General features: G+C 65.1%; 25 protein-coding genes and 1 tRNA gene. 13 read left to right on the forward strand and 13 right to left on the reverse strand.

Going from position 1 to position 23215, the window contains the following annotated elements:
• Window positions 1-64: 64 nt before the first annotated feature.
• From cobU to ACP153_RS04695, 4 genes are all read left to right on the forward strand, one after another.
• On the forward strand, window positions 65-592 hold the full coding sequence (gene cobU, locus ACP153_RS04680) for a bifunctional adenosylcobinamide kinase/adenosylcobinamide-phosphate guanylyltransferase (protein WP_424970011.1): 528 nt from the start codon (window positions 65-67) through the stop codon (window positions 590-592).
• Window positions 589-1161 carry a histidine phosphatase family protein gene (locus tag ACP153_RS04685; RefSeq protein WP_424969804.1) on the forward strand — a complete coding sequence of 191 codons (573 nt, stop codon included), beginning with the start codon at window positions 589-591 and terminating at the stop codon, window positions 1159-1161. The genes cobU and ACP153_RS04685 overlap by 4 nt, the downstream gene beginning before the upstream one ends.
• Before the next feature lie 44 nt (window positions 1162-1205).
• Window positions 1206-2204 (forward strand): NADP-dependent oxidoreductase, encoded by a 999-nt coding sequence (locus tag ACP153_RS04690; RefSeq protein ID WP_424969805.1) that lies wholly within the window; start codon window positions 1206-1208, stop codon window positions 2202-2204.
• Window positions 2205-2302: 98 nt separating this feature from the next.
• Complete coding sequence (locus ACP153_RS04695; RefSeq protein WP_424969806.1) at window positions 2303-2989, forward strand: glutathione S-transferase; 687 nt, start codon at window positions 2303-2305, stop codon at window positions 2987-2989.
• 4 nt (window positions 2990-2993) lie between these two features.
• Here ACP153_RS04695 and ACP153_RS04700 read toward each other — a convergent pair whose 3' ends face one another.
• Entirely contained in the window at window positions 2994-3653 is a 660-nt protein-coding gene (locus ACP153_RS04700; RefSeq protein WP_424967975.1) for a GntR family transcriptional regulator, read from the reverse strand.
• A 32-nt stretch (window positions 3654-3685) separates the two neighbouring features.
• A complete protein-coding gene (locus ACP153_RS04705; protein ID WP_424969807.1) occupies window positions 3686-4378 on the reverse strand; it encodes a M48 family metallopeptidase in 693 nt (230 codons plus the stop codon).
• 103 nt (window positions 4379-4481) lie between these two features.
• On the opposite strand from ACP153_RS04705, the gene ACP153_RS04710 reads away from it, so the two are divergent.
• Together ACP153_RS04710 and ACP153_RS04715 are read left to right on the forward strand one after the other, a co-directional pair.
• On the forward strand, window positions 4482-4814 hold the full coding sequence (locus ACP153_RS04710; RefSeq protein ID WP_424970012.1) for a TIGR02300 family protein: 333 nt from the start codon (window positions 4482-4484) through the stop codon (window positions 4812-4814).
• A gap of 94 nt (window positions 4815-4908) precedes the next feature.
• Window positions 4909-4984 (forward strand) — tRNA-Ala (locus tag ACP153_RS04715).
• A gap of 69 nt (window positions 4985-5053) precedes the next feature.
• On the opposite strand, the gene ACP153_RS04720 is transcribed toward ACP153_RS04715, so the two are convergent.
• Window positions 5054-5431, reverse strand: a complete 378-nt coding sequence (locus ACP153_RS04720) for a hypothetical protein (RefSeq protein ID WP_424969808.1) — start codon at window positions 5429-5431, stop codon at window positions 5054-5056.
• 225 nt (window positions 5432-5656) lie between these two features.
• Between ACP153_RS04720 and ACP153_RS04725 the strand changes: the two genes are divergently transcribed.
• Together ACP153_RS04725 and ACP153_RS04730 are read left to right on the forward strand one after the other, a co-directional pair.
• Window positions 5657-6172: a DUF1643 domain-containing protein gene (locus ACP153_RS04725; protein ID WP_424969809.1), complete on the forward strand. Its 516-nt coding sequence runs from the start codon at window positions 5657-5659 to the stop codon at window positions 6170-6172.
• Complete coding sequence (locus tag ACP153_RS04730) at window positions 6169-7056, forward strand: alpha/beta fold hydrolase (protein ID WP_424969810.1); 888 nt, start codon at window positions 6169-6171, stop codon at window positions 7054-7056. Before ACP153_RS04725 ends, ACP153_RS04730 begins: the two co-directional genes overlap by 4 nt.
• Here ACP153_RS04730 and ACP153_RS04735 read toward each other — a convergent pair.
• Window positions 7053-7766 (reverse strand): hypothetical protein, encoded by a 714-nt coding sequence (locus tag ACP153_RS04735; protein ID WP_424969811.1) that lies wholly within the window; start codon window positions 7764-7766, stop codon window positions 7053-7055. The two genes, ACP153_RS04730 and ACP153_RS04735, sit on opposite strands and share 4 nt — an antisense overlap.
• Window positions 7767-7980: 214 nt before the next feature.
• On the opposite strand from ACP153_RS04735, the gene rpsO reads away from it, so the two are divergent.
• Window positions 7981-8250, forward strand: coding sequence for a 30S ribosomal protein S15 (gene rpsO / locus ACP153_RS04740; RefSeq protein WP_424969812.1), 270 nt, complete (start codon window positions 7981-7983; stop codon window positions 8248-8250).
• Window positions 8251-8367: 117 nt separating this feature from the next.
• On the opposite strand, the gene ACP153_RS04745 is transcribed toward rpsO, so the two are convergent.
• The 3 genes from ACP153_RS04745 to ACP153_RS04755 all read right to left on the reverse strand — a co-directional run bounded on the left by ACP153_RS04745 (window position 8368) and on the right by ACP153_RS04755 (window position 10469).
• The gene (locus ACP153_RS04745; RefSeq protein WP_424969813.1) at window positions 8368-8901 is read right to left on the reverse strand and encodes a GNAT family N-acetyltransferase; all 534 of its coding nucleotides are present in this window, start codon (window positions 8899-8901) and stop codon (window positions 8368-8370) included.
• Window positions 8898-9458, reverse strand: a complete 561-nt coding sequence (locus ACP153_RS04750; protein WP_424969814.1) for a helix-turn-helix domain-containing protein — start codon at window positions 9456-9458, stop codon at window positions 8898-8900. Before ACP153_RS04750 ends, ACP153_RS04745 begins: the two co-directional genes overlap by 4 nt.
• Before the next feature lie 87 nt (window positions 9459-9545).
• A complete protein-coding gene (locus ACP153_RS04755; protein WP_424969815.1) occupies window positions 9546-10469 on the reverse strand; it encodes an endonuclease/exonuclease/phosphatase family protein in 924 nt (307 codons plus the stop codon).
• 222 nt (window positions 10470-10691) lie between these two features.
• Between ACP153_RS04755 and pnp the strand changes: the two genes are divergently transcribed.
• Window positions 10692-12827 carry a polyribonucleotide nucleotidyltransferase gene (gene pnp, locus ACP153_RS04760; protein ID WP_424969816.1) on the forward strand — a complete coding sequence of 712 codons (2136 nt, stop codon included), beginning with the start codon at window positions 10692-10694 and terminating at the stop codon, window positions 12825-12827.
• 182 nt (window positions 12828-13009) lie between these two features.
• Window positions 13010-15400: a mechanosensitive ion channel domain-containing protein gene (locus ACP153_RS04765; protein WP_424969817.1), complete on the forward strand. Its 2391-nt coding sequence runs from the start codon at window positions 13010-13012 to the stop codon at window positions 15398-15400.
• Window positions 15401-15427: 27 nt separating this feature from the next.
• Here the strand turns inward: ACP153_RS04765 and ACP153_RS04770 are convergent, their stop codons facing one another.
• The 5 genes from ACP153_RS04770 to dctP all read right to left on the reverse strand — a co-directional run bounded on the left by ACP153_RS04770 (window position 15428) and on the right by dctP (window position 21118).
• Entirely contained in the window at window positions 15428-16945 is a 1518-nt protein-coding gene (locus ACP153_RS04770; RefSeq protein ID WP_424969818.1) for a malonate--CoA ligase, read from the reverse strand.
• Window positions 16942-18195 carry a malonyl-CoA decarboxylase gene (locus ACP153_RS04775; RefSeq protein WP_424970013.1) on the reverse strand — a complete coding sequence of 418 codons (1254 nt, stop codon included), beginning with the start codon at window positions 18193-18195 and terminating at the stop codon, window positions 16942-16944. The genes ACP153_RS04770 and ACP153_RS04775 overlap by 4 nt, the downstream gene beginning before the upstream one ends.
• Window positions 18192-19508: a TRAP transporter large permease gene (locus ACP153_RS04780; protein WP_424969819.1), complete on the reverse strand. Its 1317-nt coding sequence runs from the start codon at window positions 19506-19508 to the stop codon at window positions 18192-18194. The genes ACP153_RS04775 and ACP153_RS04780 overlap by 4 nt, the downstream gene beginning before the upstream one ends.
• Window positions 19508-20059 carry a TRAP transporter small permease subunit gene (locus ACP153_RS04785; protein ID WP_424969820.1) on the reverse strand — a complete coding sequence of 184 codons (552 nt, stop codon included), beginning with the start codon at window positions 20057-20059 and terminating at the stop codon, window positions 19508-19510. The genes ACP153_RS04780 and ACP153_RS04785 overlap by 1 nt, the downstream gene beginning before the upstream one ends.
• Before the next feature lie 75 nt (window positions 20060-20134).
• Window positions 20135-21118 (reverse strand): TRAP transporter substrate-binding protein DctP, encoded by a 984-nt coding sequence (dctP, locus tag ACP153_RS04790; protein ID WP_424969821.1) that lies wholly within the window; start codon window positions 21116-21118, stop codon window positions 20135-20137.
• Between the two features lie 140 nt (window positions 21119-21258).
• Here dctP and ACP153_RS04795 point away from each other — a divergent pair, with 140 nt between their 5' ends.
• Window positions 21259-21915 carry a GntR family transcriptional regulator gene (locus ACP153_RS04795; RefSeq protein ID WP_424969822.1) on the forward strand — a complete coding sequence of 219 codons (657 nt, stop codon included), beginning with the start codon at window positions 21259-21261 and terminating at the stop codon, window positions 21913-21915.
• 112 nt (window positions 21916-22027) lie between these two features.
• Entirely contained in the window at window positions 22028-22345 is a 318-nt protein-coding gene (locus tag ACP153_RS04800) for a hypothetical protein (RefSeq protein ID WP_424969823.1), read from the forward strand.
• Here ACP153_RS04800 and rpe read toward each other — a convergent pair.
• Complete coding sequence (gene rpe / locus ACP153_RS04805) at window positions 22336-23025, reverse strand: ribulose-phosphate 3-epimerase (RefSeq protein WP_424969824.1); 690 nt, start codon at window positions 23023-23025, stop codon at window positions 22336-22338. The two genes, ACP153_RS04800 and rpe, sit on opposite strands and share 10 nt — an antisense overlap.
• Window positions 23026-23215: the final 190 nt, after the last annotated feature.

The following is a 23215-nucleotide window of genomic DNA, read 5'->3' on the forward strand; positions in this document are numbered from 1 at the left end:
AGGTACGCGCGCCGCGCAAAGCTGGATCACTGAAAATGAAGATATTTTCCAAAAGGAGCGAGACTTGCGCAGCGAACTGCCTCGGCTGACCCTCGTTCTCGGCGGCGCGGCATCGGGAAAATCCGCGTTTGCAGAAGGGGTTGTCTCGAAAATAGGGCGACCGCGGGTCTATATCGCCACCGCCATGGCGTTTGACGAAGAAATGTCAAAAAAAATTGCGGAGCACCGGGAAAATCGTGGTCCGGACTGGCGCACGATTGAGGCGCCACGGGACCTGACGGCGGCATTTGCCGAGGTTGAGGCCAGTGATGTGGTGCTTCTGGACTGCGCGACCTTGTGGCTGAGCAATGTGATGCTGGCCGATGAGGAGCCGGAATTGGCCTTCGAGGATCTCTTCGACGCGCTGGAAAACTGCGCGGCCCCGGTGGTGTTGGTCAGCAATGAGACCGGGATGGGCGTCGTTCCTGAGCACAAGCTGGGCCGCGCGTTCCGCAATGCCCAAGGGCGGTTGAACCAGCGGCTCGCGGCGCGGGCGGACTGTGTCGTAATGGTGGCGGCGGGCCTACCGATGTTTCTCAAGGGCAGCGCGTGACCCGAGACTGGTACTGGGTGCGTCATGGCCCGACCCATGCCAAGGGCATGGTCGGTTGGACCGACCTGCCCGCAGATCTGAGCGAGGCCGCGGCCATTGCGCGGATCGACCGCGCATTGCCGCGCGAGGCCACCTGCGTGTCCTCGGATCTCAGCCGCGCCGTGGCAACAGCCGATGCGGTGGCACCCGGGCGGCACCGATTGCCCCATGCCCCTGCCCTGCGGGAGATGCATTTCGGCGATTGGGAGATGCGCAATTTCGCCGAGGTCGAAGCCGAGGAGCCCGAGCGCATCTTCGCCTTTTGGGATCAGCCCGGCGACAACGCGCCGCCCAACGGAGAGAGCTGGAACGCCCTGCGCGCCCGCGTCGACGGGTGGGTGAGTGCCTTTGACGGCCCTGGCCCCGTGATCGCGGTCGCCCATTTCGGGGTGATCCTGACCCAGGTTCAGCGCGCCCTCGACATCCCCGCGCGCGAGACTTTCGCCCAGAAAATCGACAACCTCTCGGTCACCCATCTGCGCCAGACCGGGGCGCGATGGGAGGCCCTCGCGATCAACATCCGGCCTTGACCCTGCCCGGATGCATCGGGCCCACTCGGAGCGGAGGAGAGCCCATGCAGAATACCCAAGTCCTTTTGGCGCGCCGTCCCGTGGGCGTCCCCGCGCCCTCTCATTTCGAGATCGCCGAGACCCCGGTGCCCGAGATCGGTCCGGGTCAGGTTCTGGTGCGCACGACCCACTGGTCCGTGGATCCGGCCATGCGGGGCTGGGCCAATGACGTGCCGAACTATTCGCCGCCCGTGCCCCTTGGCACGCCCATGCGCGCCTTTGCCGTGGGCGATGTCATCGCCTCGCGTCACCCGAACTACGCCGAGGGCGATGTGGTCGAGGGCTTGCTCGGCTGGCAGACCCACGCGCTGGTCGAAGGGGACCTGATCGCGCGGAAAGTCACCGAGACCGATCTGCCTCGGAGCTATGCGCTGGGGATCCTTGGGCTGAACGGGACCACCGCCTATTTCGGCTTGCTCGAAAGTTGCGGCGTCACAGAGGGGGACACCGTGGTTGTGTCCACCGCGGCGGGCGCGGTCGGATCGGCGGTCGGGCAGATCGCCAAGCTCAGGGGCTGCCGCACCGTGGGGATCGCGGGTGGGCCGGAGAAGGTCGCGCAATGCCTGTCCGAGTTCCAGTATGACGCGGCCATCGACTACAAGTCCGAGGATGTGGAGGCCGCCCTCGCGCGCCACTGCCCCGGTGGGGTGGATTGCTACTTCGACAACACCTGCGGGCCGATCTCGGACGCGGTGATGGGCCGTCTGGCCCAGGGCGCGCGGATCACGATCTGCGGCACGGCGGCGGTGACGGAGTGGGATCCGGTCCCCATGGGGCCGCGGGTGCATCGCCAGTTGTTGGTGGCGCGGGCCCGGATGCAGGGGTTCCTGATTTTCGACTACAAGGACCGGCTGGCGGAGGCGCGGTCGGCGCTGGCCGATTGGCTCCGCGCCGGGCAGCTGACCACGCGCGAGCATATCCTGGACGGGCCGGAGCATGCGCCCGGCGCGATCGAAATGCTCTATCGCGGCGAGAATCGGGGCAAGCTAATCATCGCTGTGTGACGGCCGGGGGACGATCCTGGGCATTCATCACGTTTCGTGATGCTTTTTGTCACGAGATACCGTTTCTCAGATCTGTCAGCCCACGCTAAACCCGCGGCATGACTTACGAACTCCTCATCGCCGACCGCTCCTATTCCAGCTGGTCCTTGCGCGGCTGGCTCTGCCTCGCCGCCTTCGACCTGCCCCACCGCCTGATCGAGACCCGGATGTACGACCCGGGGTTCCGCAAGGACCTCGCGGCCTTTGCGCCCGAACTCACCGGCGCTGCGACACCGCGCACGGTGCCGCTTCTGCGTCTGCCCGAAGGCGGGATCCTGAGCGACAGCCTCGCCATCGCCGAAACCCTCGCCGAACGGCATCCCGAGGCCGGTCTCTGGCCCAGCGATCCTGTGGCGCGCGCCCAGGCCCGCAGCCTCGTGGCCGAGATGCATAGCGGTTTCACCGCCCTGCGCGAAGCCTGCCCCATGAATATGCGCGTCGCCTATCGCGACGTGCCCGTCTCCGACGCCGTACGCGCCGATCTCGACCGGCTCGAGGCGCTCTGGGCGGCCTGCCCTGGCAACGGGCCTTGGCTTTTTGACGGTTATTCACTGGCGGATGCGTTCTTTGCGCCCGTGGCCATGCGGATCGCGGGCTATGGCCTGTCGGTCGGGCCCAGGGCGCAGGCCTATGTGGCCGCGCATCTGGCCCATGGGCCGCTGCGGGATTGGCGCGAAAAGGGCCTCGCCCAAGCTGAGCAGAGCACCTATCTGCGGGATTTTGAGACCGTGGACTGGCCGGGCTGAGCCCCTACTGGGCCAGCAGTTTCAGGCCCTGGGTCACATCCATCCGCACCGAAAGGCGCAGGCCGGGTTCATCCCCGGCCTTCAGCGCGGCGATGATCAGCTTGTGAAAATGGGGCGCTTCGGTGCGCCGCAACCGGCCATAGAGCTTGCGCATGGTCGGGCCGAGCTGCAGCCAGACGGTTTCCGCCATGGCGAGGATCGCCGGCGCCTGGGCACGCAGATAGAGCGTGCGGTGAAACTCCAGATTGGTGCGCAGATAGCCCACCGCATCCTCGCGGGCGATGGCCTGAGCGATGCTGGTCTGGATCATCTCAAGCCGTTCGATCAGCGCGATATGGGCCCGGGGCATGGCGCGCGCCGCGAGCTCCGGCTCCAGCAGGGAGCGTAGGGCCGCAAGCTCCTCGATCCGTTCATTGGACAGCTCCGGCGTCGAGACGCGGCCCGAGGCCGTCAGGGTCAGTGCGCCCTCGGCAGCCAGACGGCGGACCGCCTCGCGCGCGGGCGTCATGGAAGCGCTGTATTCCTTGCCGATCCCCCGCAGGGTCAGGGCCGTGCCCGGCTCAAGCTCGCCATGCATGATACGCGTGCGCAGGGACCGGTAGACCCGGTCATGCACATGGGGGGCGGCCGGGGCCGGATCGTTCGGGCGCGGGGTCAGTAGCATGGCGCGCATCAGACCTGCGGGCCCGGCCTGCGTCAATCCTTGAACCGGTAGCGATGAAGCCCCGCGCCTTCCTGCCGCAGCCACGCGCGGTGGCGCGCATAATCCGGGCAGATATCCGCCACCACCCGCCAATAGGCCGGGGAATGGTTCATCTCGACCAGATGGGCGACCTCATGGGCGGCGACATAGTCGAGCACTTCGGGCGGGGCCATGATCAGCCGCCAGGAATACATCAGCCGCCCCGCCGAGCTGCATGACCCCCAGCGCGAGCGCGTGTCTTTGAGCGTGATACCCGAGACCTGCCGCCCGACCTGCGCCGCGTAGTCGAGGCTCGCCTCCGTCAACCGCTCCCGCGCTTCGGCCTTCAACAGCCCCGCGACATAGGCGCCCGGGGCGGCGACCCGTTCGGGCACCTCGATGAAATCGCCTACCAGTCCGCCGCGCCGTGCCTCGGTCCGCACGAGCCGCGCAGGCCGCCCCTCGACCGGGATGCGATCGCCGATCTCGACGCTCTGGGCGGTCACAAGCTGCGCCACCTGATCGCGCACCCAACGCTCCTTTTCACGCAGGAAGGCCAGTGCCTCGCGCTCGGTCCCGCGGCTCGGCACGGTCAGCGTCACACGCCCGTCCAGCCGCGACACCCGCAGCCCGTATCGCTTGGCCCGACCGGAGCGCCGCAGCGTCACCCGGATCGGCGGATCCCCTTGAAGTTCGACGTCGCGCATAGGCTCCCCATGGTGCAGACCTTGCAAAAGCCTTTGACACGCCCACCTGCTTGTGGCAACCGACCCCGATCCGATCCAGCAGACGCTGCAAAGAGGAACCTCAATGCCCAAGGAAGACTGGGGCGTAAAACGCCTGTGCCCGACCACCGGTAAACGTTTTTACGACCTGAACCGCACGCCCATCATCAGCCCCTATACCGGGGAAGAGGTCGTGTTGGAGACCGGCCGCAAATCGTCCGTATCCCTGACCCGCGACAAGAAGGCCGCGCCTGCGGATATGAAAGAAGATGTGACTGACGCGGAAGACGTGGTGCTCGACGATGACGACGACGCCGATGTCGATCTGGCCGATGATGTGCTCGATGACGACGATGACGACGACACCGTCGCCCTCGACGATCTGAAGGATGTCGCATCCGAGGATGACGACTCCTGAAAAAGGCGCGCAAAGAGCGCAAGAATCCCTCTTGCACTCCCCGCGCGGCTTACATAAACAACGCCAGCGGACGCGGAAGCGACCGCTCAGGTTTGGGGCCTTAGCTCAGCTGGGAGAGCGCCTGCATGGCATGCAGGAGGTCAGCGGTTCGATCCCGCTAGGCTCCACCAAATCCTCCTTACGATGATCGGTTCGATGCGCTTGGCGCGCCCGTTGCCCTGCCTGCCCGGCACACCCGGTCACGTCACCAGAACCACCACAGCCGCCATCGCCAGCAAGACCGATTCCACCGGCCCCCAGAGCATCCGTTCGGGTTTTGACGGCGTGATCCAGTTCACCAGCGTGACCAAGACCTGCACGCCCAGCGCGACCCACCCGGTCCAGCGTGGCCAATTGGGCCAGATCCCCGCGGCCGAGAGGATCGAGCAGGCCATGGCCGCGAGGATGAAGATCGACGCAAACGCCGCCACCCGTCCGGAGAGCGGCAAGGCCCCCTGATGCTTGCCCCCTTGGGTGATCCGACCCCAGGGTGCTCCGGCAATCAGGGCGATCTGAAACCCCACGACACCGAGACAGGCGATCGCGTATCCGACTGCGAGACTTGTGGTCAGGCTCATGAGTTATCCTCGAACATCGCGTCGTGGCGGACACCACGCACAGCCGAGCGTGGCACGCCAAGTCCCGCTTGACGACTACGAAAGCCCCGTCTCCCAAAGACCACGCGCAGAAAACACCCCGGCCAGCCCCCTGCCCAGCCCGCGCGCCGAGCCGCCAGCGGGCCACGCCCCAAGGCAAGGCCACTTGCCGTTGACCCGCCCGGGGGCACGGGGCACAACCGGCCCATGATCACCCGCACCCACCAGAAAGGCGATGCCGACTCAGTCGCGCTCTATTCCGACTGCGAGCGATATCGCTACGCCCTGACCCGCATTTGGGCGCCGGAGGGCGGTCGGATCCTCTTTGTCATGCTCAACCCCTCCACCGCCACGGAGGTGCAGAACGACCCCACGGTGGAGCGCTGCGAACGTCGCGCCCGGGCGCTCGGCTATGGCGGGTTCCGGGTCTGCAACATCTTTGCCTGGCGCGACACGGATCCCAAGGCCATGCGCGCGGCTGCCGATCCGGTCGGGCCCGCCAATGATGCCGCGATCCTGGAAGGCGCCGCCTGGGCGGAAACCGTGCTCTGTGCCTGGGGCACTCATGGCGCCCATCTGGACCGCGGACCGGCCGTCGCGCGGCTCTTGCGCGAGACGGACCGCCCGCTCACCCATCTGGGGCTGAGCAAGGCCGGGCACCCGAAGCACCCTCTCTACATCGCCTATTCCGAACAACCTCGCCCCTGGGAGGCCCCCGCATGATCTCTGGCTTCACGCAGCGATTCGTTGACACCAATGGCGTCCGCCTCTCCGTTCACGAAGCCGGAAGCGGTGTGCCGCTTGTCCTGCTCCATGGCTATCCGCAAAACCACGCCTGTTGGGGCAAGGTCGCGCCGGAACTCGCCAAGCGCTTTCGCGTGATCGTTCCGGACCTGCGCGGCTATGGCGAGAGCGACGCGCCCGAGGATGACACGGAGCACAGCGTCTATGCCAAGCGGACCATGGCGCTGGATATCATCGGGCTGCTCGACGCGCTCGGGATCGAGCGCGCCCATATCCTCGGCCATGATCGGGGCGGACGCGTGACCTACCGCCTCGCGCTGGATCATCCGGACCGGGTGATGCGCCTTGGTATCATCGAGATCGTGCCCACGGGTCCTTTCTGGGCCAGTTGGACCGCCGAGCTCGCCATGAAGGCCTATCACTGGACCTTCCTCGCGCAGCCCGCGCCCCTGCCCGAGCGGATGATCGGCGCGGATCCCGAGGCCTATATGGATTGGACCCTGCAGACATGGACGCTGGCGAAGTCGCTCGATGTGTTCGCCCCTGACGCGCTGGAAGGATACCGGGCTCAGGCGCGGGATCCGGCGCGGATCCATGCCATGTGCGCCGATTACCGGGCAGGCGCGACCTATGACCGGGCGCTGGACGATGCGGACGCAGCGGCGGGGCGCAAGATCACGGCACCGCTGATGTTCCTTTGGGCCAAGGGGGGCTTTCCCGCGCAAACCGGCGACCCGGCGGGCCATTGGCGCGACTGGGCCGAGGATGTGCAGGACGCGTCCTGCACCTCGGGGCATTTCGCCATGGAAGAGGTCCCCGAGGCGGTGCTCGAGACGTTTTTGCCCTTCTTTTCCGAGACCTAAGCGCTGCGCGGGTGCCGGTCCGTCCAGTATAGCAGAGCGAGCCCCAGGGCCCCTGCCCCTGCGATCGCGGCAATCCCGGGATGTTCGGCGCCATTGGCAACCACCACGGCGACCAGCGCCCAGATCACGGTGGCAGAGTATTCCGGCGTCTCCGGGCGTTGGGGCTGCACCCAACGCGCGATGAGAAAGGCCAGCGCCAGCGCAATCACCGCCCAGATCCCGGCCCCGAACCACAGATCATAGCCCGCCGCCACTGTAGCCACGGTCACGCAGGAGGCTGCCGTCAACCACCCGGCATAGAGCGCGAGCGGCGTGCGCAGCCAGACCCGGTCCCTCGAGGGCGCGCGCAACAAGGCAATGATCGCCGGGATCAGCATCACGAAGATCAGCACGAAGGCGCCCAACGCCGAGCGCGTCGCCACAAAGAGCCAGGGCGTTCCCGCCGCAAGGCTCACGATCAGCGGTCGGCGCACATGGTCCCAATCCTCGGCTCCCGCACGCCGCAAAAGGCCATACCCTGCCGAGACCACCAGCCAGAGATAGATCACGCCCCAGATCGCAAAGGCATAGCCTGCGGGCTGCACCGGCGGGTCGATCTGCGGCACCGGCAGCTGATCCGGGCGAAACCCGGTGAAGGGCGGACTGGCCAAAGGCGAAAGCACGAAGGTCAGGGTGAGCAGGGCGACACCAAGCGCGAGAAGTCTGGTCATGCCCCAGCCTAGCCCAGCCTGCGGCGACGGGTCCATCGCCGCCACAGCGCCTGCCCCAAAGATCGCCGGAAAAGGGGGTTTCCATCGCGCGGGATATTTCCTATACGCGCGCATCCGCCCGGGCTGCATCCGCAGATCATGGTGGAACTTACATGGGCCCTGCTGGACGACATCCCGGCTTGCGCCGTCACACAAACCTGAACAGGAGATCCCGATGTCGATCACGATCGAAGAAAAAACACGCCTCATCAAGGAATACGCGACCAAGGAGGGCGACACTGGCTCCCCCGAGGTGCAAATCGCGATCCTGTCGAGCCGCATCGCCACCCTGACCGAGCACTTCAAGACCCACAAGAAGGACAACCACTCCCGTCGTGGCCTTCTCAAGCTCGTGGCCCAGCGCCGCAAGCTGCTGGACTATGTGCGCGGCAAGGACGAAGCCCGCTACCAGAAACTGATCTCGTCCCTGGGCCTGCGCCGCTAAGCGCTCCAAAGCCTGAGCTGAGATCGACCAGAGAAAGCCCGCTCCACCCGAGCGGGCTTTTTGCTGTTTGGGCGGGGATGTGTTCTGCGCGGCACGCACGGCACCGAGGTGGGCCCCTCAGATATAGCGGTACATGAAGGTGGTCGCGTGCCGCGCCTGACCATCCGGATCAAGGGCGTAGTCCGGCATCACCCCCGCCCGTTGGAACCCCATTTCGCGATAGAAGCTTTCGGAAGTATCGCCCGTGCGCGTGTCCAAGGTGACGAGGGTCTTGCCCGCGCCCGCCGCCCGCGCGAGCGCTTCCGCCATCAAAGCCTGACCGATGCGCCGGCGCCGGTGGTGCGGATGGACCATCATTTTCGCGACCTCCGCGCGATGGGGCTGGTTGGGCGGCATCGCGAGGATCACCTGTACCGTGCCCACCAAGCGCTCCCCGTCAAAGGCGCCGAGCAGCACCCGCGCCTGCGCCGCCACAAGCGATCCCACCTGATCCCGCCAAAAACGCTGTGCCTCTGCCGCGCTGAGCGTGGCCATGAACCCGATGGCCGCGCCATCCAGAACGCTCGCGCGCAGCACCTCACAGAGATCCTCGAGACTGCGCGCCAGATCGGCCGCGGTCAGTTCGCGAATGTCACAGGGCTGTGCCGTCATGACAGCGCAATCAGATAGGTACAGGGCGTGTCGGTCGTCTCGAACACGGTCTCGCCGAACAGAACATAGCGCAGGCAATCCCCCGGACGCAGGAGATGGCGCGTGCCCTCGACCGTGATCTCCATCTCGCCCGAGAGCACATAGACATGATGTTCCTGCCCCGGAACCGCCGGTGCGGCATAGGCGATGCGTTGCCCGGCACTCAGGGCGCCTTCGATCAGCTCGATGGAAAGCGATCCGTTGGGCGGCGAGACGCTCCGGCGTTGAAACCCGTGCTCGGGATCGTGCCAGAGGGCTTGGTCCGCGCGCCGCAGCACCGGCTGGAACCCTTGCTCCAACGGTCCCAGAAGGAGCGAGATCGGCAGGGCATAGGCGGTTGCGAGACGGCCAAGGGTCTCGGCGGTCGGGCTGACCTCTGCATTTTCGATCCGGGACAGGGTGGCACGGCTCACGCCGCTCCGCTCGGCCAGCGCGGCGAGGGTGAAGCCATGCCTGTCCCGCAGAAAGCGAAGATGCGTGGCCAGTTTGGCAGTCTCGGGTGAGGTCTCGATTCTCATATTCGGAATTAATCCCGAAATTGGAACGAAGGGCAAGACCAGACCGTGCCCCATAAGGACCTGACACGACCGCGGCGGGCGTGGCATTTAACGCGCAGCTCTTCCGCTCAGATCAAGATCGGCCACCAGCGGATAGTGATCCGTGGGCCATTCACCCTCAAACTGCTGGCGCAGCACGACGGGCGGGCCCAATGCAGCGATAGGCCCAGCCAAGGCGATATGGTCGATCGCCCCGAAGAGGTTGAGGCCTCGATTGAAATGGTAAGTCGCGCCTTCGACCGGCAGGAACTCCCAACCTGCCTCTTCAAGGATCTCGACCGTGGTCGCGCCGAGCCGGGCGTTGAGGTCCCCGACCAAGACGACCCGCTCCCCCGCGGCCAGTGGCGCGGCCAGACGCTCCGCCACCAGCGCCGCCGAGAGCCGCCGGTTCGACCCGCTCTTGAACTCGAAATGGACGTTGACCACGCGCAGTTCCTCACCGCTCGACAACTCCCGGAACCGCGCCCAGGAGGCAAAGGCCGGGAAGGAGCCGTTGAAGGTCCGCGAATAGATCACATCCGGCGTGTCGGAGAAGAAGAACCACCCCTCCTCCAGCACCTCAAGCCGGTCCGAGCGGTAGAAGATCGGCTGGGTCTGAGGCGTCTGCCGCCAATCGCCGTGATGGGTCGCGGCATAGCGCGGATTGCGCGCCAGCAGCCAATCCCGGGCCAGATTGACACTACCATCGGAGCCGTTCTGGAAGCTCTCCATCTCCTGAAAGGCGACAAGATCCGCATCCAGCGTCTTGAAGGCGGCATCCAGCGGTCCTTTGCGCCGTTCCCAATCACCGAGTGACCAAGGCCCCTCCGGCTGGGTCAGGACGATGTAATGGACGTTGTAGCTCGCCAGTCGCAGCGCGCCCTCCGGTGCCGCCGCCAGGCTGTCTGAGCCGGAATGGCGCCAGACCTGCGCGCAGGCCGCCAACGCCAGAACCGCCAGCCCACCCGTCACATATCGCAAGATCCGCCCCATGCACGTCCCCTTTCATGGCCAAGATACGGCGAAAATACCGCATCCTGTTAGCGCGCAAAGATTGCCTGTTTTCTTGGCGCTGCAAAACGTGTATCTGCCGCGCATCTGAGACGTGACGCTCGGACCCCGGCGTGATGCGAAGGACAGGGGTCGGCGGCAATGGGGCCGCCACATGAACGGGAGACCCGGAAGGCCGGGAGTGCTCCCCTACAGGAAAAACAGATGTTCAAAGAAGTCAAAAAGACAATGGAATGGGGGGAAGATACGCTGACCCTCGAGACGGGCAAGATCGCTCGTCAGGCCGATGGCTGCGTGATCGCCACCTATGGCGAAACCTCCGTGATGGCGGCCGTCACCTATGCCCGGGCGCAAAAGCCGGGTCAGGATTTCTTCCCGCTGACCGTCCACTACAACGAGAAATACTATGCCGCCGGTAAAATCCCGGGTGGCTTCTTCAAGCGCGAGGCGCGCCCGACCGAGAAAGAGACGCTGACCTCGCGTCTCATCGACCGTCCGATCCGCCCGCTCTTTGTCGACGGGTTCAAGAACGAAGTGCTGGTGATCTGCACCGTGCTGTCCCACGATCTGGAAAACGACCCGGATATCGTGGCGATGATCGCGGCCTCTGCGGCGCTGACCATTTCCGGCGTGCCCTTCATGGGTCCGATCGCCGGTGCGCGCGTGGGCTTTGAGGATGGCGAATACGTCCTGAACCCGGTCGTGGACGACATGCAAGACCTGCGCTCCAACCCGGATCAGCGTCTGGATCTCGTCGTGGCGGGCACCAAGGACGCCGTGATGATGGTGGAATCCGAAGCCTACGAGCTCAGCGAAGCCGAGATGCTCGGTGCTGTGAAGTTCGGTCACGAGCAGATGCAGCCGGTCATCGACCTGATCATCGATCTGGCCGAAGACGCCGCGAAAGAGCCCTTCGACTTCCAGGCGCCCGACTACTCCGAGCTTTACGCGAAGATCAAAGCAGCCGGCGAAGAGCAGATGCGCGCCGCTTTTGCGATCACCGACAAGCAGGAGCGTGTGGCTGCCATTGGGGCCGCCCGTGACGCGATCCTCGCCACTCTGAGCGACGAAGAGCAGATCGACCCGAACCTCGGCTCGGCCATGAAGAAGCTCGAATCCAGCATCCTGCGCGGCGACGTGGTCAAAAACGGCCGCCGGATCGACGGGCGTGCCCTCGACACCGTGCGCCCGATCGTGGCCGAAGCGGGCCTTCTGCCCCGGACCCACGGCTCGGCGCTCTTCACGCGCGGCGAGACCCAGGGCCTTGTGGTCACCACCCTGGGCACGGGCGATGATGAGCAGTTCATCGACGCGCTGCATGGCAACTTCAAATCCAACTTCCTGCTGCACTACAACTTCCCGCCCTACTCGGTCGGCGAAGTGGGCCGCTTTGGCCCTCCGGGACGGCGCGAGATCGGCCACGGCAAGCTCGCATGGCGCGCCCTGCAGGCGGTTCTGCCCGCAGCAACCGACTTCCCCTACACCATCCGCATCGTTTCGGAGATCACCGAATCCAACGGCTCGAGCTCCATGGCCTCGGTCTGCGGCGGCTCGCTTTCGATGATGGATGCCGGTGTTCCGCTGAAAGCCCCGGTCGCCGGTGTGGCCATGGGCCTGATCCTCGAGGATGACGGCTCCTACGCGGTCCTGACCGATATTCTCGGCGACGAGGATCACCTGGGCGACATGGACTTCAAGGTGGCCGGCACCGAAGAGGGCATCACCTCGCTGCAAATGGACATCAAGGTCGCGGGCATCACGCCTGAGATCATGGAGAAAGCGCTGGATCAGGCCAAGCAGGGCCGTCTGCACATCCTCGGCGAGATGGGCAAAGCCCTCTCCGAAGGGCGTTCGGAATTCTCCGAGCACGCGCCCCGGATCGAGACCATGCAGATCCCGACCGACAAGATCCGCGAAGTCATCGGCTCCGGCGGCAAGGTCATCCGCGAGATCGTCGAGACCTCTGGCGCGAAAGTGGACATCAACGATGACGGCATCATCAAGATTGCCTCCGCCAATGGCGAAGCAATCAAGAAAGCCTATGAAATGATCCACTCGATCGTGGCTGAGCCCGAAGAGGGCAAGGTCTATACCGGGACCGTGGTGAAGATCGTCGATTTCGGTGCCTTCGTGAACTTCTTCGGCAAGCGCGACGGTCTGGTGCACGTCTCCCAGATCGAAAACCGCCGCCTGAACCATCCCTCCGATGTGCTGAAGGAAGGTCAGGAAGTGAAGGTCAAGCTTCTGGGCTTTGATGATCGCGGCAAGGTGCGCCTGTCCATGAAAGTCGTGGATCAGGAAACCGGCGAAGAGATCAAGAAGGAAGCGCCCGCCGACTGATCGGCAGCTTTCTGAACGGTTTGAGCACCCCCGGCCCTGCGCCGGGGGTGTTTGCTTTTGCGGCCTTGGGCCTTGGCGGCCCTGCCGCGATGGTTCATGTTGCATATCCGGGATCGGCGCAGGCCGACCCGCTCCTGACTGGTCCATCACTTGAGTGCCCCATGCCGATTTCCCCTGCCGCAATGCCTGTGACGCGCCTGGCGCATCTGCTCTGGGCATGTCTTCTGGTCCTCACCCTCAGCGCCTTGTGGAGCGTGCAGGTACACGCCCAGTCGACCTTTCCCATTCCGGGGGTCAGCACGGGCGGAGAGGCCAGCAGTGACACGGGCGCCGAACCAGCGGCAGAGGCGGACCCGACCCAGGCCCTGATCGAGATCCTGCAGGATGATGCGGCCCGCGCCGCCCTGATCAGCCAGCTGGAGGCCGCCGCAGGCGCCCCCCCGGCCCCGAGCGAGACCAATGGCGGCGCTGGCCCCCGCAGCGCCGTGCCGCAGAGCGAGACCGCCCCGGCGCCCCAGAACGGCAACTTCTCGACCCGGCTGGTGCATCAATTGCGCACGGAAGTGGCCTCGGATGTGCGTGACTTTGTCTCGCGGGTGGAGCGGATCCCCACGACCCTGATGCTGGCGCTGCGGGGGTTTGAGACCGAGATCATCCTTTCGGTGATCCGCGATCTGGCCGAGGCAGTACTGATCAGCTACGCGGCGCTTATCGCGCTGCGCTTTGCCGCGCGGCCCATGCTGCGCGCTCTGGGGCGACGGGCCGTCAGCGCCAATTGGTTCTACCGCTTCATCCTGCGGCTTGTGGGTACAGCGATCATCACCCTTGCCATCCCCCTCGCCGGGGTGATCGGCGTGACTGCCGTGACATTCCTGATGGAGAACGGCGAAGGCGGTGTCTCCTTCAGCACAGCTCAAACGGCCTTCTTTGCCGCCTTCGTGCTGGTCGAGACACTCAAGATCCCGTCGCGCTTTGTCCTGACACCCCGGTCCAGCGACCTGCGCCTGATCGCGGTCAGCGACAAGGCCGCGCACCGGATGCAGCGCATGCTGGCCTTTGCCATCGGGCTGGCCGGTTACGGGCAGCTTGTGGCCGTTCCGGTGGTCACCGCAGAGACCTCGATCTTTATCGGACGGGCCGTCTCGACCCTGCTCGGGGCGGTGGTGATCCTCTATCTCTTCTTTGTGGTTTTGCGTTTTCGCAAGGCGGTGGCGAACTGGCTGACCCGAAACTCCGAAGAGGACGCCACGCTGGACGAGGTGCTCGCGTTTTTTGCCATGCGCTGGCATTGGCCGGTGCTGATCTATCTGGGCTATCTGCTGACCATCGTGCTGACCCGGCCCGGCAATGTGCTGGGACCGCTGGCCATCGACACGGTCAAAGTGCTGGCCATCATTGCCGCCGGAGGCACAGCGACCGCACTGGCCCGCCGCGCGACCCGTCGTCGGGTCCGCCTGCCTCAGGCGGTGGACAGCCGCCTGCCCCTGCTGGCCGGGCGGCTCAACCGGCTCCTGCCTGCGACGTTGATCGTGCTGCGGGTCGGGATTGTCCTGCTGGTGGTGCTGAGCGTGCTCGACGTGCTGGGTGGCTTCGATCTGAGCGGCTATCTCGGCTCAGCCGCTGGAGCCAACATGATCAGTGCGATCTTTGGTGTGATCCTCGCGGGCGTTCTGGTGGCGGTCGTCTATCTCGCGATCTCGTCCTGGGTGGATTACCAGCTCAACCCCTTCGTGGGCACGGCGCCGACCCCGCGCATGGTCACCCTGCTGACCCTGCTGCGCAATGCGGTCACCATCGTGCTCGTGATTTTCGGCTCAATGTTTGCCCTCTCGGAGCTTGGCCTCAATATCGGTCCGCTTCTGGCCTCTGCCGGTGTGCTCGGCCTCGCGATCTCGTTTGGCGCGCAAAAGCTGGTGGAGGACATTATCACAGGCGTCTTCATCCAGTTCGAGAACGCCATGAATGTCGGCGATGTGGTGGATGTGGGCGGCGTGGTCGGCTCGGTCGAGAAGCTCACCGTCCGCTCGGTCACCCTGCGCGACGTGCAGGGCGTGGTGCATATGATCCCGTTCTCCTCGGCCTCGATGATCTCGAACTACATGCGCGAGTTCTCCTTCTATGTCTGCGACATGGGCGTGGCCTATCGCGAGGATATCGACACTTCGAAACAGGCCATGTTCGACGCGTTCGAAGAACTGCGCAGCGATCCGGAGCAGGGCAGCTTCCTCCTCGGCGATCTGGAATGGTTCGGCCTGAACTCCTTCGGCGACAGCGCGATCGTGCTGCGCGCGCGGATCAAGACCCAGCCGGGCAAGCAATGGGGCGTGGGACGCGCCTATAACCTCATCCTGAAGCGGATCTTCGACGAGCGCGGGATCGAGATCCCCTTCCCGCATCAGACGATCTATTTCGGCGAGGATCGCAAAGGCAAGGCGCCTCCGGTCCATGTGATGATGCAGACGAGCAGCCCCGAAGCCTCTCAGGCCCATCCCGTGGCCGAGGCGATCCCGGAGGCGAGCGGGCCGCAAATGCTGGACGTGCCGTCCAGCGATGGGGACGATCCCGGGCGCTAGGTGGCGCCCGGCGTGTTCGGTCTCGCGTCAGCCCGCGGCGAAGGTTTCGGCGAACTGATCGCGCAGCACGTTTTTCTGAACCTTGCCCATGGTGTTGCGCGGCAGCGCCTCCATCACCACCAGCTTGCGCGGCTGCTTGAACCGAGCAAGCTCGCCGGTGATCTGGTCAGCGACAGCCTCCAGGTCGATCTCGGCCCCGCCTTTGGGCACGAGCACGCCCACAACGCTCTCACCGAAATCCGGGTGCGGCACGCCGATTACGGCGGATTCGAGCACACCCGGCGCCTGGTCGAGGGCAAGCTCGACCTCCTTGGGATAGATGTTGTAGCCGCCTGAAATGATCAGGTCCTTGCCGCGTCCGACGATCTGCACATAGCCCTGATCATCGATCAGGCCGAGATCGCCGGTGATGAAGAACCCGTCCGCGCGCAGCTCGGCGGCGGTCTTCTCGGGCATCTGCCAATAGCCCTGGAACACATTGGGCCCGCGCACTTCGATCTGACCGATCTCCCCCTGGGCGAGCTCCGCCCCGGTCTCGGGATCGGTGATCTTGAGCTCGATCCCCGGCAGCGGATGGCCCACCGTCCCGGCCCGGCGCGCGCCATCATAGGGGTTGGAGGTGTTCATATTCGTCTCGGTCATCCCGTAGCGCTCAAGGATCCGATGCCCCGTGCGGTCCTCAAACTCGCGATGGGTTTCGGCAAGGAGCGGCGCGGAGCCGGACACGAAGAGCCGCATATGGGAGACGAGTTCCTTGTCGAACCGCGCATCGCCCAGAAGCCGCGTGTAGAAGGTCGGCACGCCCATCATGGAGGTCGCGCGCGGCAGGGCGGCGATCATCGCATCCGTGTCGAACTTCGGCAGGAAGATCATCGCCCCCCCCGCCAGGAGGGTGATGTTCGTCGCCACGAACAGCCCGTGGGTGTGGAAGATCGGCAGCGCATGCAGAAGCGTATCCTCCGCCGTGAAGCGCCAGAAATCGATCAGCACCTCGGCATTGGAGAGCAGGTTCTCCTGGCTCAGCATCGCCCCTTTGGAGCGGCCCGTGGTGCCCGACGTATAGAGAAACGCCGCCAGATCTTCGCGCGTGCGGGGCACGGTCTCGAACTCTGCGGGCGCTTGGGCGGCGGCCTCGGCAAAGCTGCCCTGCCCATCCGCGCCGAGGGTCAGCAGCGTCGCGCCCGCCTCCGCCGCGACCGGGGTCAGCCCCGCCTCGGCCCGGGGATCGCAGAGTACGAGCTTGGCACCGGAATTGCCCACGAAATAGCTGACCTCCGCCGGAGTATAAGCGGTGTTGAGCGGCAGGAACACGATCCCCGCCTGCACGCAGGCCGCATAGACCGCGAGCGCTTCGGGGGATTTCTCGACCTGCACCGCAAGCCGGTCCCCGGGGGCCAGCCCCTGCGCCGTCAGGGTCGCGGCGAACCGCGCGGCCAGCGCGACGAACGCCCCATGGCTCAGGGTGCTCCCATCGGGCAGATGGAGGAACGGCGCGTCACTGCCGACATGGATCCCGAACAGGGCGTCATAGAGCGGGTTGGTCATATCTCGGTCTTCTCTTTCAGGTCGGCGGCAGGCGCGCGCTTGGCAAGCGCGGCCACATCGCGGGTCATCGCGATCCGCGCATCGCTGGCATAGGCGGTGTGGTTGTCGGCGATCCGGTCAAGATCGTAAAGGTAGTTCACCATCACGCCGCCCGATTGGCTCTGGCCATTCTCCGACAGGTCCGCATCCGCGTGAAGCGCGTGGATCAACGCCCCATTGCCCAGATGGAACCGGGCCACCGGATCGCGCGGACCGGCCCCGCGCCCCTTGACCTGGGTGAGGTAATGGGCGGCCAAGGCGCGCTGCGCCTCGGGGGCGTCGGGCCAGTCCAGTCCGGCCTCGGTCACCCATCCCATCAGTCCTGGCAAAGGCGAGAGCGTCACGAAATTCGAGATCTGCGGCAACGCCCTTTGCAGATCGGTCACCACCTGCTTGATCAGGAAATTGCCAAACGAGATCCCGGCGAGCCCCGCCTGACAGTTGGAAATCGAATAGAAGGCCGCTGTGCTCGCCTCCGCCGGGTCCATCTCGTCCCGTTCGGCCGTCAGCAGCGTCTGGATCGAGCCGGGCACCCCGTCGAGCAGCGCGACCTCGACAAAGATCAGCGGCTCATCGGGCATGGCCGGGTGAAAGAACGCGAAACAGCGGCGATCCTCCGGCTCCAGACGACGACGCAGGTCGTCCCAGCTGTCGATCGCGTGGACGGCCTCATAGGCGATGATCTTCTCTAGGATATGGGCCGGGCTTTCCCAAGTGATCGGGCGCAGCACCAGAAAGCCGCGGTTGAACCAGCTCTTGAAGAGGTGCCGGAAATCGAGGTCGACGCGGGCCAGCGCCGGTTCCTCCGCCAGCATGGTCAAGAGGTCTGCGCGCATGGCCACAAGCTGTGCCGTGGCGCCCTGGACCTGATTGAGACGGCGGGCGAGCTCCTGCCGCGGCGGCTCACTCAGGGCGGCGAAACGCCGATAGGCCGCCGCGTCGCGATCCGCGCTGAAGGCCGCGAGCGCCTCTTCCAAAGCGGCAAGGTCGAGATCCATCTCTTCGGCGAGATACCGGAACCACTCCAATCGCTCCGCCCGCCCCGCCGCCGCGTAGCGGTCGAGCAAGGCGTGGGCCAGCGCCCCGCCCGTCCCCTCGGCCCGGGTCTCGACCAGCGCGCGGCTGAGCTCCGGCAAGGACCGACCATCGGGTGCACCCGCCCGGTAGCGCCGCTCAAAGAGCGTGCCCAGAAGGTCGGCCATCACGCTCAAAAGCTCGGTCCCATCACCGCGTCGGGCAGCCATGTGGCGATGCCGGGAAAGACGCACAAGATCAGGATGGCGATCACCATGCAGGCCACGAAGGGCAGCGAGCCCATCAGGATGGTCTTGAGCTTGATATCCGGCGCGATGCCGTTGATCACATAAAGGTTCAGCCCCACGGGCGGCGAGATCAGCCCGATCTCCATGTTGATCGTCAGGATCACCGCGAACCAGATCGGGTCGAACCCGGCGGTGGTGATGATCGGCAAGAGCACCGGCGCGGTCATCAGGATCACGGCCACGGGCGGCAGGAAGAAGCCCGCCACCAGCAGAAAGACGTTGATCGCCGCCATCAGGACCCAGCGGTTGACCTCAAGCGTGCCGATCCACTCGGCAATCGCCTGGGTGATGAAGAGGCTCGACAGCATGTAAGAAAACACGCCCGCCGCCGCGATGATGAAGAGGATCATCACGCTCTCCTTGGTGCTGTCGCGCAGCACCGTCCAGAGCGCCGAGGGTGCCCAGAGCTTGTAGATGATCATCGCGATCAGCAGACAGAGGAGCGCGCCCACCGCAGCCGTCTCGGAGGGCGTCGCGATCCCGCCATACATGGCATAGAGCACGCCGATGATGATCCCGATGAAGGGCAGGACACGCGGCAGGATCTCGAGCTTTTCCTTCCAGCTATAGACCGTGCGGGACATCACCGCCGTGTTCCCGGATTTCCACGTGGAATAGAGCGACCAGGCCATGAAAAGGCCAACCAGCAAGAGCCCCGGGAAGACCCCGGCGAGAAAGAGGCGGCCAATCGAGGTCTCGGTCGCGATACCGTAGACGATCATCGTGACCGAGGGCGGGATCAGGATGCCCAGCGTGCCGCCCGCCGCAATCGATCCGGCGGCGACCCCGTCGGGATATCCGCGCTTGCGCATCTCGGGGATGCCCATCTTGCCGATCGCAGCGCAGGTGGCCGGGCTCGACCCGGACATGGCCGCAAAGAGCGCGCAGGCCCCGAGATTCGAGATAACAAGCCCCCCCGGCACCCGGGTCAGCCAACGTTCCAGCGCCTCATAGAGGTCTGCGCCCGCCCGGGTCGAGGCGATGGACGCCCCCATGATGATGAACATCGGGATCGAAAGGAGGGCGAAATTGTCGAGCTTGCCGAAGAAGATCTCGGGCATGAGCTCCAGTGAGCGCATCCCGTCGAAGACAATCAGGAACCCGGCAGACACGATCAACAGACCAATGGCCACGGAGACGCCGGAAAACAGGACGATAATGGTGGCGAAGGCAACGAGCGCGCCAAGTGTAAGCGGATCCATCAGCCCTCCTCCTCAAGTCCGAAGGGCGCGTCGATGCGCAGGATCACGGCCACGAGGTCCGCGATGAGCTGCAGCATCAGAAGCCCAAAGCCCAGCGGGATCGCGAGATAGGGGATCCAGAGTTTTGGGCCCCAAACCGTGTCCGAGCGCCAACCCCGGTCCCAGGCGAAGTGCCAGTATTCGAACCCGTAAAACAGCATGATCCCGATAATCAGGATCGACACGCTCAAGGTGAGAATCGCCATGCTCCGGCGCAGGCGCGGCCCCATCATCAGCGGGATGAGGTCCACATTCACATGGCCGCGCAGGCGCTGAACGTAAGGCAACCCGATCAGGGTCGCGCCGACCACGAGGTAGATCACCGCTTCGGTCTGCCACACGGTCGAGCCATTGAGCACGAAGCGGATGAAGATCATCTGGCAGGTCAGGCCCACCGCGATGACGATCATCGATGCCGAGAGCCAACCGGCGAGTGTCGAGAGAGCTGCCACAGCCTTCAGAAAGGGGTTACCCCCTGTCCGGGCCACGGCAGCAGAGCTTTGCCCTGCCATGGACTGACCTCAGTTCTTGGAATTCCGGGGAAAGGGGGCGGCGACGGGCGCCGCCCCGGTCGTTTCAGGCGCGGATCACTCGACCGCGAGCGCCAGATCCAGCAGGGCCTGCCCGTCCGGCGTGTCTTCGACGAACTTCGCGTATGAGGTTTCCTGCGCCAGCGCGCGCCACGCGTCAAAGTCTTCCTGGCTCATGGAGGCGATCTCAACCCCGGCCTTCTCGAACACCTCGGCGGAGGCCGCGTCCTGCTTCTTGGCCTCTTCGAGATAGTACGCTTCGGCCTTGGCCGCACCCGCCATCAGCGCCGCCTGCTGGGCCTCGTTCAGCCCATCAAAGGTCGATTTGTTCATCAAAAGCGGCTGATACATGAACCACAGGGCGAAATCCGACGCAGGCGTGTAGCAGGCCACCTGCTCATAGATCCGGTAGGACACGAAAGAGCTCGACGAGGTGTTCGCCGCGTTCAAAACGCCGGTCTGCATGGCGTTGTAGATCTCCGAGCTCGCCATGGAGGCGATGGAGGCACCAGCGCCCGCGAGCATCTGCTCAAACGCCTTGCCCGCCGCACGGGTCTGCATACCCTGCACATCGCCGGGCGCGGTGATGCACTTGTCCTTGCCGACGAAGCCCCCGGCCAGATAGCCATGGACCAGCACCATCACGTCATCATCGGCCATCTTGGCCTCGATGGCCTCCATGAAGGCGCTCTCGTTCAGGCGCGCCGCGTGATCGTGGTTCTTCACCAGCCCCGGCATCAGGGTCAGGTTGAAGGCCGGCTGCTGCCCGCCCGCATAGCTGAGCGGGAAGACGGTCATGTCGAGCTGCCCGCGCGACAGGGGCTTATACTGCTCCCGCGCCTTGAAGAGCGATTGCGAGCCGAAAATCTTGATATCGAGGTCCACATCCGCCGCAGCCACCTCATCGGCCACAATCTGCGCAACCTGATGGCGGATGTCCTTGTTGGACCATTGGTGGGACAAGCGCAGCTCGGTCGCGCTTGCCGTGGTGGCCAATCCCAGAGCCGTTGCCGCGACTGCGGCCAGCAAAGATGATTTCATGTCGTTTCCTCCCTTATCCGCGCCGCATCTCGCTCGGGCGCGCTGGTCCTAAGCTTAGGGAGGCATGGCCATCTGTCAATCATATTGTATACAATTTTTGTGCCATTGCATTCTATTGACGGGCGAGGCATCATACCCGGATGGAGACGCGCCGCGCCGATACCATCGCCCTCGAGCTGGAGAACATGATCCTCACCGGCGCTTTCGCCGATGGCGACCGGTTGAACGAGATCAAACTCGCCGCGCATTTCAACGTTTCCCGCACCCCGATTCGCGAGGCCTTTCATCAGCTTGGGACCGCCGGGCTGGTGGAACAAATCCCCCGTCGCGGGGTGTTTGTCCGCCATCCGGGACCAATGGAACTGGTCGCGCTCTTTGAATACATGGCCGAGCTTGAGGCCGCCTGCGGACGCCTTGCTGCGCCGCGAATCTCGGAGGCCGCTCTGGCCGAACTGGAGGCGGCAAATGCCACCTGCGCCGAGGCCGTGGCCGCCGGGGATAGCGATGGCTACTACGCCGAGAATGAGCGATTTCACCGGATCATCTATGCCGAATGTGGCAATTCCTTCCTGCAAACCGACGTGGAACGCCTGCATAAGCGGCTCAAGCCCTTCCGCCGGATGCAGTTGCAACTGCGCGGGCGTCTCGCCCAATCCATGGCTGAACATGAGCAGATCGTGGCCGCTCTGACCGCCGCCGACGGGGCTGCGGCGGCCGCGATTCTGCGTGATCACGTGGCCGTTCAGGGCGAGAAATTTCACCACCTTCTGGCCGGATTGAAACGGGTGGCCGAGTAAATACGCGCCTTTCCACCGGCCCGATGTTTGAGATCGGCCATTTTTTGCGATAAGACCTCGGGCCAGCCATCCCTCGGGTGGATTTCAGAACGAGTTTGTTAGGTACGCAGGGATGACGGAGATTTTCACAGATCGCATGATTGCGTCGGTGCTGGAGCGTGTGGCCACGGCGGAGCGCGTGGATTACGAGCTGGCCCGGGCCCTCGCCGAGGAGTTCCCCGAGGCGAGCGGCCTCGCGCTGGTCTTTGCGATCACCTCAGCGGCCAGCGGGCTGGAAGACATCTCGGGCGACGCACGGGTCCCCGCGCTGTATCGCCTGGCCGCGATGATCGCCGCGGATCTCTTTGCCTTCGAGGCGCGCAATGCGCCCCTGCCCGATGGGGCTGCGCTCCGCGCCCTGTGGCTGTCGGAGCTGCCTGCTCAGGACTGAGCCGCTTCAGCCGCCGCCCGGATCGCCGCGATATTGGCGCCGTAAGGGGCCGGATCCTCAACCGAGCCGCCCTTGAACACGGCCGACCCGGCGACCAGCACATCCGCCCCCGCCGCCGCCACGATTGGCGCGGTCTGGGGCGTCACGCCGCCATCGATCTCGATATGGATCGGACGATCCCCGATCATCGCGCGCAGATCGCGGATCTTGGCGCTCAGATCGATGAATTTCTGACCGCCAAAGCCAGGGTTCACGGTCATCACGCAGACCAGATCCACCATATCCAAAAGATGCGCCACATCCCCAAGCCCGGTGCCCGGGTTCAGCGCCAGCCCTGCCTTGGCCCCGGCTCCGCGGATCGCCTGCAAGGTGCGGTGGATATGCGGCCCGGCCTCCAGATGCGCCGTGATCACATCCGCGCCGGCGTCCGCAAAAGCCTCGATATAGGGATCCACCGGCGCGATCATCAAATGGACATCCATCACCCCCTTGATATGGGGCCGGATCGCCGCACAGGTCGCGGGGCCAAAGGTGATGTTCGGCACGAAATGCCCGTCCATCACATCCACATGCACCCAATCTGCGCCCTGCGCCTCCACAGCAGCGCATTCCGCACCGAAATTCGCAAAATCGGCGGCGAGGATGGACGGGGCGATCTTGATGGAACGGTCAAAAGCCATGGGCGGTCTCCTTTGGGCGCTCCTTAACTTGGCGCAAGCCAAGGATCAATGAACCGCGCCCCCTCATTGTTCCGGAAATACTCCGGGGGGCGGCCCGGCACGGGCCGTGGGGGCCGCGCCCCCCCCCCCCCCCCCCCCCGCCCCCCCCCCCCCCCCCCCCCCCCCCGACCGGCGCCAAAGGGGGGCCATC

The organism is Dinoroseobacter sp. S76, assembly GCF_049801095.1.
Taxonomy (GTDB): domain Bacteria; phylum Pseudomonadota; class Alphaproteobacteria; order Rhodobacterales; family Rhodobacteraceae; genus Dinoroseobacter.